This is a genomic window from Amycolatopsis sp. FBCC-B4732 (assembly GCF_023008405.1).
GTDB classification, from domain to species: Bacteria; Actinomycetota; Actinomycetes; order Mycobacteriales; family Pseudonocardiaceae; genus Amycolatopsis; species Amycolatopsis pretoriensis_A.
The window spans coordinates 2728572-2741795 of record NZ_CP095376.1 but is presented as its reverse complement, the minus strand read 5'-3'; the positions used below and the strand labels follow the sequence as shown (position 1 = coordinate 2741795).

Annotated in this window: 12 protein-coding genes; 4 read left to right on the top strand and 8 right to left on the bottom strand. The window is 72.2% G+C overall.

Going from position 1 to position 13224, the window contains the following annotated elements; all coding sequences use genetic code 11:
- Nucleotides 1-121: 121 nt before the first annotated feature.
- From MUY14_RS11680 to MUY14_RS11660, 5 genes are read right to left on the bottom strand one after another with little or no spacing between them, the layout of a single operon-like run.
- Nucleotides 122-1123, bottom strand: coding sequence for an NAD(P)-dependent alcohol dehydrogenase (locus MUY14_RS11680; protein WP_247022993.1), 1002 nt, complete (start codon nt 1121-1123; stop codon nt 122-124).
- Between the two features lie 26 nt (nt 1124-1149).
- Nucleotides 1150-1851 (bottom strand): HAD family hydrolase, encoded by a 702-nt coding sequence (locus MUY14_RS11675; protein WP_247022992.1) that lies wholly within the window; start codon nt 1849-1851, stop codon nt 1150-1152.
- The gene (locus MUY14_RS11670; protein WP_247022991.1) at nt 1848-2651 is read right to left on the bottom strand and encodes a carboxymuconolactone decarboxylase family protein; all 804 of its coding nucleotides are present in this window, start codon (nt 2649-2651) and stop codon (nt 1848-1850) included. Before MUY14_RS11670 ends, MUY14_RS11675 begins: the two co-directional genes overlap by 4 nt.
- A 35-nt stretch (nt 2652-2686) precedes the next feature.
- Nucleotides 2687-3523 carry an AfsA-related hotdog domain-containing protein gene (locus MUY14_RS11665; RefSeq protein WP_247022990.1) on the bottom strand — a complete coding sequence of 279 codons (837 nt, stop codon included), beginning with the start codon at nt 3521-3523 and terminating at the stop codon, nt 2687-2689.
- Nucleotides 3520-4968 (bottom strand): hypothetical protein, encoded by a 1449-nt coding sequence (locus tag MUY14_RS11660; protein ID WP_247022989.1) that lies wholly within the window; start codon nt 4966-4968, stop codon nt 3520-3522. The genes MUY14_RS11665 and MUY14_RS11660 overlap by 4 nt, the downstream gene beginning before the upstream one ends.
- A gap of 661 nt (nt 4969-5629) precedes the next feature.
- Here MUY14_RS11660 and MUY14_RS11655 point away from each other — a divergent pair.
- Nucleotides 5630-6778 (top strand): cellulose-binding domain-containing protein, encoded by a 1149-nt coding sequence (locus tag MUY14_RS11655; protein ID WP_247022988.1) that lies wholly within the window; start codon nt 5630-5632, stop codon nt 6776-6778.
- Nucleotide 6779: 1 nt separating this feature from the next.
- On the opposite strand, the gene mgrA is transcribed toward MUY14_RS11655, so the two are convergent.
- Both mgrA and MUY14_RS11645 read right to left on the bottom strand, forming a co-directional pair.
- On the bottom strand, nt 6780-7775 hold the full coding sequence (gene mgrA / locus MUY14_RS11650; protein WP_247022987.1) for an L-glyceraldehyde 3-phosphate reductase: 996 nt from the start codon (nt 7773-7775) through the stop codon (nt 6780-6782).
- A 31-nt stretch (nt 7776-7806) separates the two neighbouring features.
- Entirely contained in the window at nt 7807-9000 is a 1194-nt protein-coding gene (locus MUY14_RS11645) for an AGE family epimerase/isomerase (RefSeq protein WP_247022986.1), read from the bottom strand.
- A 156-nt stretch (nt 9001-9156) separates the two neighbouring features.
- On the opposite strand from MUY14_RS11645, the gene MUY14_RS11640 reads away from it, so the two are divergent.
- A complete protein-coding gene (locus MUY14_RS11640; RefSeq protein WP_247022985.1) occupies nt 9157-10227 on the top strand; it encodes a lytic polysaccharide monooxygenase in 1071 nt (356 codons plus the stop codon).
- A gap of 52 nt (nt 10228-10279) precedes the next feature.
- Here the strand turns inward: MUY14_RS11640 and MUY14_RS11635 are convergent, their stop codons facing one another.
- A complete protein-coding gene (locus MUY14_RS11635; RefSeq protein WP_247022984.1) occupies nt 10280-11236 on the bottom strand; it encodes a LacI family DNA-binding transcriptional regulator in 957 nt (318 codons plus the stop codon).
- A 139-nt stretch (nt 11237-11375) separates the two neighbouring features.
- On the opposite strand from MUY14_RS11635, the gene MUY14_RS11630 reads away from it, so the two are divergent.
- Together MUY14_RS11630 and MUY14_RS11625 are read left to right on the top strand one after the other, a co-directional pair.
- Entirely contained in the window at nt 11376-12647 is a 1272-nt protein-coding gene (locus MUY14_RS11630; protein WP_247022983.1) for an ABC transporter substrate-binding protein, read from the top strand.
- Nucleotides 12648-12695: 48 nt separating this feature from the next.
- Nucleotides 12696-13214 carry a GNAT family N-acetyltransferase gene (locus tag MUY14_RS11625; RefSeq protein WP_247022981.1) on the top strand — a complete coding sequence of 173 codons (519 nt, stop codon included), beginning with the start codon at nt 12696-12698 and terminating at the stop codon, nt 13212-13214.
- The last annotated feature ends 10 nt before the right edge of the window (nt 13215-13224 follow it).

Sequence of the window (13224 nt, the reverse complement as noted above, 5' to 3'; positions counted from 1 at the left end):
CATTCCTGCCGAAACCCGACTTTTTTGCCCGGGCACACCCCCGCTGACCTGCGAAAAGAACGATCCGGGGTACACAAATACCCAGCCGGGACGGCAAAAGTTACCCGGGGCCCGGGGCCGCTCAGGCGCTTTCGAGCACGACCTTCCCGACGTGGCTACCGGACTCGAGGTGCTTGAGGGCTTCTTCGACCTCGTCGAAGGCGAACCGGCGGTCGATCACCGGCCGGAGCCCGGTGTGCTCGATCGCCCGGTTCATCGCCTGGAACGTCTCACGGGAGGCGTTGGTCAGACCGCGCAGGGTCAGCTGCTTGACCAGCACGAGGATCGGGTCGGCGCCGCCTTCGTGGGTCAGCACGCCGGCGACGCTGACGTGCCCGCCGTAGCGCGCGGCGAGCATCGACTGCCCGATCGTGCCGCCGCCGCCCACGTCGACGACGTGGTCGACGCCGCCGCCGGTCAGCTGGGCCACCGCGGCACCCCACTCCGGCGTCGTCGCGTGGTTGAGCGTCTCGGCGGCGCCCAGCTCGCGGAGCCGCTCGAGCTTCTCGTCCGAGCCGGACGTCGACACGACGTGCGCGCCCCCGAGCGCGGCGAACTGGAGCGCGAAGGTGGACAGGCCGCCGCTGCCCAGGGTGAGCACGGTCTGGCCCGGCACGAGCCCGCCTTCCTCGACGACCGCGCGCCACGCCGTGACGCCCGCGCTGGGCAGTGTCGCGGCTTCGGCGTAGTCGAGGTGCGCCGGGACGCCGACGAGCGCGTCCTCGGCGAAGACGGCGTACTCGGCGAGGACGCCGTCGAGGGTGCCCGCCAGGTCGTCGGCGGTCTTCTCCGGCGTGCCGGGCCCGGACAGCCAGTCCGGGAAGTAGGTCGCGGCCACCCGGTCGCCGGTGGCCCAGGCACGCACGCCCTCGCCGACCGCGACGACTTCACCCGCGCCGTCGGACAGCGGCACGACGTCCGGTTTCACCGGCTTCGGGTAGAAACCCTTGACGATCATCAGGTCGCGGGCGTTGACCGCCCACCCGCGCAGCCGGACCAGGACCTGCCCGGGACCGGGTTCGGGAACGTCGCGCTCGCCCGAGACGAGCCCGGCGCCGGGACGGGGCAGCGAAAAGTACTTCACGGCGGCTCCAAGGGTGCGGGGAATCCTCAACGAAGCCAGTGTGTCGAAGTCGCGAGCTCCGCGTCGACGATCTCCAGGAGTTCCGGGGTCAATTCGGCGAGCGACGCCGCGAAGTGGCGGACGCCGTGGCCGGCCATGAAGTCCCGCTGGCGCGCGTGGGCGGGGCTCGACGGGAACCCGACGAACCCGGCGCCGTGCGCGCGGGCGTCCTCGGCCACCCGGCTGACGTCGTCGACGAACACGATCTCGTCGAAGCCGGCGCCGAGCACGGTCCGGGTGATGTGCTCGACGCCGGGGCGGTGCTCGTTGATGCTCACGTACGGCACCGCCGGGTCGAGCAGGTCCACGAACTCGCCGAGGTACCGGTCGAAGGTGTGCTCGCGGGTCCGGCCGCCGTAGCAGACCAGCCGCACGGGCAGTTTCGAGAGCGCTTCCAGGCAGTCCCGCGCCCCTTCGGCGACGCGGATCGGGTGCTCGGCGAGGTACTCCTGCCGCGCGGCCCACAGCTGCTTGAGCGTCTCTTCGGGCGGCTGGTCGAGGCCGCAGAGCGCGGTGATCTTCTCGGCGACGACGATGTCGCGCAGCCCGATCACGTCCCGCTCGGCCGCGGCGTCGTAGACCCCGCCGTGCGCGGTGACGAACCGGGCGATCATGGCCAGGTAGGTGTCGTCGATGAGCACGCCGTCGCAGTCGAGCGCGACGGCGCGCAGCTTCCCGAACCCGCTCATCGCTGCGCGAACACTTCCCGCACCGCTCCGATCGCGTTGAGCGCGGCCGGGAACCCGCAGTAGAACGCCAGGTGCAGGACGGTCTCGACGACCTCCTTCTCGGTGCCGCCGACGTTGAGCAGCCCGTGGATGTGCACCTTCAGCTGCGGCAGCGCCGTGCCGAGCGCGACGCACGCGGCGATCGTGACGATCTCGCGGTGGCGCAGGCTCAGCCCCGGCCGGGTGTAGAGCTCGCCGAAGGTGAACTCGATGATGTAGCCGGCCAGGTCGGGCGCGATGTCGGCCAGTGCGACGGCGACCTTCTCCCCCGCCTCGCCGTCGACCGCCTTCATCGCGGCCAGCCCGCGCTCGTAGCGGTCTTCGATGCCCGCCCACGGCACTTCGGCGGGCTCGGCCGCCGGCTCGTCCTCGGGCAGGCCCTCGAACGCCGCCTTGAGCGCCGTGAGCGCGTTGAGCGTGGCGGGGAACCCGGCGAACGAGCTGACGTGGATGACCGCCTCCACCAGCTGGCGGCGGGTGCAGCCGACGTTGAGCGCGGCCTTGGCGTGGAACTGCAGCTGCGAGCCCGCGTAGCCGAGCGCGGTGAGCGCGGCGACGGTCGTCAGCTGCCGCTCCGGGAGCTCGAGCCCGGGCCGGTGGTAGACGTCGCCGTAGATGAACCCGACGCACTGCTCGCCGAACTCGGCCTCGCCGATGCTCTCGAACAGGTCCAGCACGGCCGGGCGGTCGGCCCCGCCGAGCTGCTGGATGAGTTTGAGTCCCTGCGCGAAGGACGCCGAACGGTCCGGCTCTTCGGACATCGTGGTGTGGTTTCCCTTCCGGAGTGGGTTTCGGCTCAGCCGAGGTAGGCGCGGGTCGCCTGGTCGGCCTTGCGGCGTTCCAGTGCGTCGATGCGCCCCTGCGCGATCATCGAGTACTCGATGTTCGCGGTGGCCACCGTGCGCCCCTGCTGGCGCACCGCCGTGGTGGCGCGGAACTTCAGGTTGCTCTCCCGGCCGAGGTCGGACTCCTCGATGAGCGACTCGACCGTGGCCGGCAGCGGGAACAGGAAGTCCTGGAACGACAGGTCGATCCGCTTCCAGACCCCCGCGTACGCGGGCGTGGCCAGGCCTGGCCGGATCGCGGTCTCGAACTGGGCGATGCAGATCTGCCGCATCGCCTCGACGATCACGATGCCCTGCACGTGCTCGCCGGTGTGGTGGTCGAGGATCAGCTCGTTGTCCCGGTGGATCCGCAGCTCGGCCTGGCAGTGCCCGGCCGACGGGCTGTGCACGCCCGCCAGCAGGACGTTCTCCGAGCGGTCCTTGTGCACGAGGACCGAGCGTTCGGGGACGCGCCGGAAGGCCCGCGGGTCCGCGAAGGTCACGGTGACCCCGCTCTTCTCGCGGGCCGCTTCGAGCAGGTCGTGGTCGGTGGCGTCGATGCCCTGGCCGAGGTGGACGACCCAGTGGCAGGAGGCGGGTTCGGGGTCGGTGTCGTCGGCGGCGAGCAGGGCCAGCAGGCCGGACACGGTGAGGACCCGCTCCCCGCGGGCGAACCGCGCGAAGCGATCGGCGACGACGACCACGTCCCGGCGGGTGTGGCCTTCGAGCGCCCAGTCGTCCTCGTGCCCGGTCCCAGGGCGCGCGGGAGCGTCCGGCGCCACCTCCGCCCGGGTGGGGTCGCCGGTCACGGCCGCGCCGAAGCGTGGGCGTCCAGGACCGCCTCGGCCAGGTTCCGCGCCGTCACCGCCGCGCGCCAGCGCGGCTCGGTCAGCTCGGTGGCGAGCACCTTCAGCATCGAGTGCACCATGTCCGGCTGGCTGCCGACGTCCGCGGCCAGCACCTGCTCCACCTGCGCGGCGGCGCCGTCGAGGTCGCCGAGCCTCAGGTGCGCGCGGCCCGTGTCGATCCGGATCATCGGGTCCATGGCCTCCCAGCGGTGTTCCAAGGACAGTTTCTCGTAGGCCTCGCGGGCGGTCGTGAACTCGCGCAGCGCGGCCGACGCCTGGCCGACCGAAAGCAGCGAGGTCCCGGCCATGTAGTGGCGCCGGTCCTTGGTGATGTTGAAGAACCGGTCTTCGCCACCGGCGCCGAGGTCCGGGTCTTCGATGCTGGTCCAGCGCGCGATCGCGTCCAGCACCTGCGGCTCGGCCTGCACCGACGACCAGCCGCGCGCCTCGGCGAGGATCAGCGGCGCGTCCGTGAGACGCGGGCCGACGTGGTAGCTGAGCCCGTCGGCGGCCAGCCGCGCGGACTCGATGCCGTTGCCGGACCAGAACGCCACCCGCGCCTGCGAAGTGCGCACCCAGCGGCGGGCCAGGAAGTCGTCGGCGTACTGCGTGTAGAGCCAAGCGGCGGAGTTCAGCTGGCGCGAAAGCCGGTACCGGCCGAGGTCGCCCGCGATCCACGCCATCATCGCCGAGCACTTCGCCCCGACGAGCAACAGGTCCTGCGTCTGCTTCGGCCGCTGCCTGCCCTTCAGCAGCGCCGACGTCCGTTCGTCGATGACGGCGAGCTGGCCGAGGACCGCGTCGGGCGCGGTGCGGGTGTAGGCGCCGCCCAGGAAGTCCAGGTCGGACCACAGGTCGTCGAGCTGGACGTCGTCGACGTTGGTCTGGGTCAGCAGAATCGCGTCATCAAGTGCGCTTGCCCCGATTTCCTCGTCCGGCCGGGCTTCGCCGCGCACCTCCGCGCGAGCGGGCGGCGCGGAGACGGGCACGACCGCCACCGGTTCTTCTTCCGCGTGGTACTCGGCGAGGTCCTTGGCCGGCAGCTGCTCGAGATCACGCAGGCCCAGCAGGGATTTCCAGCTGGTGCCGTAGACGCCGGCCAGCACCCGCAGTGCCGCGATCGTCGGCCGGACACCGCGTTCGGGCCACTGCTCGTACTCCCAGATCCGCGTCCCGCGCATGCCCGCGCGGGGATCGCCGGTCGCGGCGTTGTAGCGGTGCGCCGCCACGTCGAGCGAAAGCTCGGACGCCAGCCGCCACGCGGTGCGCGGCGGGATCCCGCATTCCACCACCAGGTTCTCCGCCACCCGGGCCGGGATCGCCGTTTCGGGGAAGCCCAGAGCGGCCAGCCGGTCGCGCAGTTGTGCACGGTACGGCTTACTCCCTGGCTTGACCTGTCGGCTCATCGTTCACCCAGTGCGGTTCGGAGTACTGGTGCACACGGATGACAGTACCCCAGCGTGACAGCGGGGGCCCAGGGCGTCACCGCTGCCGGGACCGTGTGATTTTCGAGATGTTGAGCCCGCAACAAGGGTTTCCGCACCGGGCGGACCGGGCGGGCCCGGCGGGGAGGAGGTGCGGCCGGACGTCGGTCTGCGGTTTCGGGCACGGCGCTTCGACGCCCGCGCGGGCCGATCCGTTCCACAGAGGACTCGACCGTCCACCCGGAGAAAATGAGAGCGCTCCCACCCAAGCGGGACACCGAGTCCGTTCCGGCTCCGGCGAGGACCCGTCGTGATCTTGAACCGGATTGCCGGATTCCACCCCAACGGCGGCATCGCGGAGCGCGGGGCGGTAGCGCAGCGCGATCAGCACACCCGTTGCCCGACAACGGGTTCGGCCGTTCAGTACCGTTCAGTGGCCGAGCACGGGCCCGGCGGCGCCGGAAAACCGACCACCGGATCGCGGCGCGTCCGGGTCCCGCTTTACAAGAGCGACATCCGGGGGTTACTTTTTCGGCGGCTGGAAGCGCTCCCATGCCAGGTCGCCTCGCCAGAACGCGGCCACCACCCAGGGGCGTCGTGGTGCAGGCCACGGCGCCCCTGTCCGCGTCCCGGGAGGATCCCGATGCCCAGCAGGTTCGCCGGTGCCCTCGCCGCCCTCTGCCTCGCCGCGGCGGGCACCACCGCGGTCCTCGCCGCCGGCCCGGCCGCCGCCGCGCCCGCCTGCTCGGTCGCGTACCGGGTGAACCAGTGGCAGACCGGCTACACCGCCGACCTCACCGTGACCAACGGCGCGACCGCGCTCTCCTCGTGGGCCCTCACATGGCACTACCCCGGTGGCCAGACCGTCACCTCGGCGTGGAACGCGACCGTCCGCCAGTCCGGGACCGCCGTCACCGCGGAAAGCATGCCCTACAACGCCGCCCTGCCCGCCGGCGGTGCGGTGTCGTTCGGCCTGCAGGGCACCGGGAGCGGCGCGGATCCCACGGACTTCGCGCTCAACGGCGTCGCGTGCGGCGACCCCGCTCCCCCGATCACGACGACCGCCACGACGCCCATCACCTTGCCCACGACGACGACGTCGGCGCCCCCGCCCGCGGGCTGCGCGGACGCCGCGCTCTGCGACGACTTCGAGCAGCAGACCGGCGGCACCCCGGGCGGCCGCTGGACCGTCGGCGCGGCGAACTGCCAGGGCACCGGCACGGTGACCGTCGACGCCTCGGTGGCGCACTCGGGCAGCCGCTCGGTGAAGGTCACCGGCCAGGGCGGCTACTGCAACCACGCGTTCCTCGGCACCAGTGTGAGCGGCACCGGCGTGCTCTACGGGCGGTTCTGGGTCCGGCACACGACGGCGCTGCCCGCCGGGCACGTCACCTTCCTCGCGATGCGCGACAGCACCGACGGCAAGGACCTGCGAGCGGGCGGGCAGAACCGCGCGCTGCAGTGGAACCGCGAGTCCGACGACGCCACCCTGCCCGCGCAGAGCCCGGCCGGGGTCGCCCAGAGCGTCCCGCTGCCCACCGGCGCCTGGTCCTGCTTCGAGTTCCGGCTCGACGGCGCGGGCGGGCAGCTGCGGACGTGGCTGGGTTCGGCCGAAGTGCCCGGGCTCGTCGTCGACGGCGTCCCGACCGCCGACGTCGACCAGCAGTGGCTCGCGCGGTCCTGGCACCCGGCCGTGACCGACCTGCGGCTCGGCTGGGAGAGCTACGCCGGCGACGCCGACACGCTGTGGTTCGACGACGTCGCCGTGGGCGCCTCGCGGATCGGCTGCTGAGCTACCGGGCGGCGATCCGGTCGATCTCGGCCAGCTCGTCGTCGGTGAACTCGAGGTTCGCGGTGGCCGCGACGGTGTTCTCCAGCTGCGCGACGCTGCTGGCGCCGATCAGCGCCGACGTCACGCGCCCGCGGCGCAGCACCCAGGCGATGGCGAGCTGGGCCAGCGTCTGCCCGCGCCGCTTCGCGACGTCGTTCAGCGCGCGGATCTTGTCCAGCGTCTCCTCGGTGAGGCGGTCGCGGGTGAGGAACGGGCTCGCGCCGGCCGCCCGCGAGTCGGCCGGGACGCCGTCGAGGTAGCGGTCGGTCAGCAGGCCCTGGCTCAGCGGCGAGTACGCGATCGAGCCGGTGCCGTGCTCGTCGAGGGTGTCGAGGAGACCGTCCTCGACCCACCGGTTGAGGATCGAGTACGACGGCTGGTGGATGAGCAGCGGCGTGCCGAGGTCGCGAAGCGCGGCGAGCGCGGCCTCGGTCTGCTCGGGCGAGTAGTTCGAGATGCCCGCGTACAGCGCCTTGCCCGACCGGACGGCGGTGTCGAGGGCACCCATGGTCTCCTCGATCGGCGTCTCCGGGTCCGGGCGGTGGGAGTAGAAGACGTCGAAGTGGTCCAGTCCGGTGCGGGCGAGGCTCTGGTCCAGGCTCGCGAGGAGGTTCTTGCGCGAGCCCCATTCGCCGTACGGGCCGTCCCACATCAGGTAGCCCGCCTTGGACGACACCAGGATCTCGTCGCGGTACGGGCGAAAGTCGGCCGCGTAGTGCCGCCCGAAGTTCGCCTCGGCCGCGCCGGGCGGCGGCCCGTAGTTGTTGGCCAGGTCGAAGTGCGTCACGCCGAGGTCGAACGCCCGGCGCAGCACCGCGCGCTGGACGTCGAGGGGCTTGTCGTCCCCGAAGTTGTGCCAGAGGCCGAGCGACACGGCGGGCAGCTTCAGCCCGCTGCGTCCGGCCCGCCGGTACGGCATGTCCGCGTACCGGTTCCCGGCGGCGGCGAAAGGCGACATGGTTCTCCTCGGTCGGCGGGTCGTGGGGAGTCTAGCGACGCGCGGTGAGCGCGCCGGCGAACGACCCGGCGGGCGGGAGCGTGGGCAGCAGCGTCGCCTGATAGGCGTGGTAGACGTCCGGCTTGCCCGCCCAGACCGTCGCGGCCGGGCGGTTCTCCGGGTCGAGTTCGTGGTGCCACGACCCGCGTTCCCGGTCGGCGAAGCAGGCCTCGGCGTGCGCGCACCACTCCTCGAACCGCTGGAGGTAGACCGGCTCGCCGGTTTCCTGGTGCAGCGTCCACGCGGCGGCGATCGCCTCCGCCACGACCCAGTGCAGCCGGGTGCGCACGACCGGCGTGCCGTCGAAGTCCGTGGTGTAGACGAAGCCGGGGTGCCCGTCGACGGCCCAGCCGGTCCGGGTCGCCGTCTCGAACAGCGCCGCCGCGTCCGGGACCAGCCGGTCCGGGGCGTCGCCGCCGAGCGCGCGCTTGAGGTGCACGGCCAGGCGCGCCCACTCGAAGAGGTGCCCGATCGTCGCGCCGAACGGGCGGAACGGGTGCGCGGGCTCGTCCCGGTTGAACTCGAGGCGCACCCGCCAGGCCGGGTCGTAGTGCTCCGGCAGCAGCCAGCCGTGCGCGCGGGCTTCGCCGTGCACCAGGTGGTCCACAATGGACAGCGCGCGGGTGGCCCAGACCCGGTCGCCGGTGACGTCGGCGGCGGCCAGGAACGCCTCGACGGTGTGCATGTTCGCGTTGGCGCCACGGTAGTCCTCCAGGCGCGTCCAGCCGCGGTCCCAGACGTCGGCGACGAGCCCCGGCCCGGGTTCCCAGAACCGGCGTTCGACGACGTCCAGCGCCTCGGCCAGCAGTTCTTCCGCGCCCGCCGCCCCGGCGGCCGTCGCGCTCGACGCGGCCAGGACGACGAAGGCGTGCTCGTAGGCGCGCTTCTCTGACAACGTTGTCGTCGCGTACCAGCCACCGTGGTCCGGATCGTGCAGGAGGCCGGTCAGCGCCTCGACGCCGTGGGCGACCTGGGCCTCGGTCGCGGCGCCCTGCAGCTGCGCCAGCGCGAAGACGTGCGTCATCCGGCAGGTGATCCAGGTTTCGACGGGCCGGTCGAGCACCGGCCGCCCGGTGTCGTCGAGCCAGGCGAACCCGCCATCGGGGTGGGCCGCGCGCGCGGCGAACCCGAGCAGCCGGAGGGGTTCGGCCCGCACCCAGGCGGGGACCGGAGACGGACTTTCCACGCTGTGCCTTTCTCGGTGATCGACGACCTCCGTCAACGTAGGCCAAGGGGGCCGCCCCGGTCACCGCGGGCTGTTCCGGAAGTGACCGCCACCGCGTATCCTGACCTTGAGAGCGCTCCCAGTCTTCGACGCACGCTACCCGACGAAGGGACAGACGTGACCAGGAGACGAAGTACGATCCTCGCCGCCGTCACCGTGTTGCTGGCGAGCCTGACCGCCATCCTGCTGAACACCGGCACGGCCGAGGCGCACGGCGCGATGATGAAACCGGGCAGCCGGACGTTCCTGTGCTGGCAGGACGGGCTCAGTTCGACCGGCCAGATCATCCCGCAGAACCCGGCCTGCTCGGCCGCGGTGAACACCAGCGGCGCCAACTCGCTGTACAACTGGTTCGCGGTGCTGCGCTCCGACGGCGCCGGGCGCACACGCGGCTTCATCCCGGACGGGAAGCTCTGCTCCGGCGGCAACCCGGGTTACGCCGGCTTCGACCAGGTCGGCGACTGGCCACTGACCCACCTGACGTCCGGGGCGACGTTCGACTTCTCCTACAACGCGTGGGCGGCGCACCCCGGCTGGTTCTACACCTACGTCACGAAGGACGGCTGGAACCCGAACCAGCCGCTGACCTGGGACTCGCTGGAGGACCAGCCGTTCCTGACGATCGACCACCCGCCGGTCACCGGCCAGGTCGGCACGGTCGAGGGCCAGTACAAGTGGAGCGGCGCGCTGCCGTCGAACAAGACCGGCAGGCACATCATCTATTCGGTGTGGAAGCGCTCCGACAGCGCGGAGACGTTCTACGGCTGCTCGGACGTGACGTTCGACGGCGGGCACGGCGAGGTCACCGGCGTGAAGAACCCGGGTACGCCGACGACGACGCCGACCACCCCGACGACGCCGACCACCCCGACCACGCCGGTCGGCTCGTGCATGGCGATGTACGAGATCACCAACGCGTGGAGCGGCGGCTACCAGGCCACGGTGACGGTGATGAACCACGGCACGTCCGCGTACAACGGCTGGCAGGCGGGCTGGACGCTGCCCGCCGGCCAGACGGTCGGCAGCGTCTGGAACGGCACCCTGAGCCAGTCCGGTTCGGTGGTGACAGTCCGCAACGCCGATTGGAACGGCCGCATCGCCCCGGACGGGCAAACGACGTTCGGCTTGGTGGTCAACGCGACGGGCACCAACCCGCCGCAACCTTCGCTGTCCTGCCAGGGCAGCTGACCATCCGCAGTGGACGGTCCACGAAGGCCGCGCCGGTCCACCGGCGCGGCCTTCACGGCCGAGCGGGCCCGGTACTCCCCCGAGTGACCAACAACGGCCGCGGAGCACACACATCCCCCGCCGCCTCCCCCACCAGCAAATCCCGCAACACCACCGCCGCCAACGCACCCAACTCCGCCAACGGCCGCCGCACCGCCGACAAAGCCGGACGGACCAGACGGCACAACGGCGAGTCATCCCACGACACCACCGAAACGTCGCCCGGTACCGCCAGCCCCAGCTCGCGCGCCGCGGCCAGGGCCGCGACCGCCAGTACGTCCGTGTCGCACACCAAAGCCGTCGGGGGATTCGGGACCGCCAGCACGCGGTGGGCCACCCCCGCGCCCGCTTCCGCCGTGCCCGCGTCGGCCGTCGCCGTCTCCACGAAACCCAGGCGGGCCGCCGCCGAAGTGAACGCCTCCGCGCGCGCCCGGGGGTCGGCGAACACCGCCCGGCCCGCGATCCGGACCACCCGGCGGTGGCCGAGCGCCGCCAGGTAGCCCAGCACCTCGCCCGCGGCCGCGGTGTCGTCCACCCACACCGACGGGACGCCCGGTGGCCCGGGCCGCGGGCCGCCCAGCAGCACCGCGGGTACGCCCGGGGCGGCCACCGCGCACGACGGGCCCGCGAGCAGCAGGCCGTCCACCTTGCGGTGCCCCGCCCCGCGCACCGGCAGCAGCAACGACACCGGCCCGAGTTCGCGCTCGACCCCCTCCAGCAGCGCCACCAGGAACGGCTCGACGCCGAGGACGTCCGGGGCGCGGTCCAGGACCAGGCCGATCGCCCCGGTCCGGCCGCCGGCCAGTGCCCGCGCCGCGCTGCTCGGGGTCCAGCCGAGCCGGCGGGCGATCTCCGTGATCCGCGCCCGCGTCGCCTCGGAGACGCCCGGGCGCCCGTTGAGCGCGTACGACACCGCGCCCTTCGACACCCCCGCCTCCCGCGCGATGTCAGTGATCGTCGGCCGCTTCACCGCGCTCCTCCGTTCGCCCGGTGTCCGTCCGGACACCCGCCGTCGCGCACCTTGACACCCGCCGCACCCGGAACGAGACTCCCCTCCGGGAGCGCTCCCAATCACGAGGGAGTGAATCGTGGACGGGGAGTGCGCGCACATGAAGCAAATCCGAAGACGGCTGGCCTGCGCCGCCGCGGTGGTCCTGCTGGTCCTGACCGGTGGCTGCGGGCCGGCCACGCCCGAGAAGATCACGCTGACGCTGGCGACGTTCGGGCAGTTCGGCTACGACGACCTGATCCCCGGCTACGAGTTCACCCACCCCGGGATCACGGTGCGGCAGGTCCGCACCGAGCAGGGCGGACCGTACCACCAGGACCTGCTGGCCAAGCTGCAGAACGGCCAGGAGCTCGCCGACATCCAGGCGGTCGAGGAAGGCCACCTCGCCGACGTCCTCGCGCAGTCGGGGAAGTTCACCGACCTGGCGAAGGCCGGGCCCGCCGACGTCCGGCCCGGCCGCTGGCTCGAGTGGAAGTACGAAGCCGGTCGCAGCAAGGACGGCAAGCTCGTCGGCTACGGCACCGACATCGGCCCGCTCGCCATGTGCTACCGCAAGGACCTGCTCGGAGCCGCCGGCCTGCCCACCGACCCCGGCTCGGTGAAGACGATGTTCGAGTCCTGGGACAGCTACTTCCAGGCGGGCGAGCGGTACGTCAAGCGCTCCAAGGGCAAGGCGTGGTTCGACTCCGCGGCGCAGAACTTCAACGCCATGGTCAACCAGCTCCCCGTCGGCTACCTCGACCGTGAAGACCACTCGACGCTGGAGACGAACACCGCGCTGCGGGACGCCTGGAACCAGGTCACCACCGCCGTGAAGCAGGGCCAGTCCGCGGGGCTCACCGCGTTCGCCGACGACGGCAACAACGGCCTGCGCCTGGGCGCGTTCGCGACGAAGGTCTGTCCTTCGTGGATGCTCGGCGTCATCGAGCAGCAGGCCGGCGTGGGCAACGCGGGCAAGTGGGCGATCACCGACACCTTCCCCGACGGCGGTGGCAACTGGGGCGGGTCCTACCTGACCGTCCCGGCCGCGAGCGCGCACCCGAAGGAAGCCGCCGCCCTCGCCGCCTGGCTGACCGCGCCGGAGCAGCAGCTGCACGCGTTCCGGGTCAGCGGCAACTTCCCCAGCCAGGTCGAGGCCTTCACCTCCCCCGACCTGCTGAGCGAGATGAACGGCTACTTCGGCGGCGCGCTGAGCGGGCAGGTCTTCGTCGCGCAGGCGCAGAAGGTCGGGAAGCCGCAGTACAAGGGTCCCGGTGACGGCAAGATCCAGGAGACGGTGATCGCGCCCGGGCTCAAGGCCGTCGAGCAGGGCGCCGACCCGGCCGCGGTCTGGCAGCAGGTGCTGGTGGGGGTGCACCGCCTGGTGCCGTGAGGCGAAACCCGCTCGCTTCGGCCCGGGCCGGTTGGCAGGGTGGAAGCCATGACCGATCTCGCGCCGCTCCTCGGCCACGCCGTCCGCCGCCCCGGGCCGGACGACCACCTGCCCGTGCTCGCCGTCCTCGACACCTGGTGGGGCGGGCTCGGCGGTGCGGAAGGGTCCCGTCAACGGGCGCTGCTCCTGCCGAAGCTCATGTTCCAGCACTTCACCGGCAGCAGCTTCCTCGTGACCGGCGACGACCGGATCGTCGCGTTCCTGATCGGGTTCCTCTCGCCGTCGCGGCCGGCCGAGAGCTACATCCACTTCGTCGGGGTCGATCCCGCCGAACGCGGGCGCGGCCTGGGCGCGGCGCTGTACGAGCGCTTCTTCGCCCACAGCCGCGAAAACGGGCGGTCGGTCGTCCGGGCGATCACGTCGCCGGTGAACAAGGGTTCGCACGCGTTCCACACCCGGATGGGGTTCGTCACCGAACCAGGGCCGAAGGAGTTCGAGGGGTTGCCGGTCCAGCCCGACTACGACGGGCCGGGCCTGGACCGGCTGAGTTTCCGCAAAGACCTGTGAGTGGAGCCCG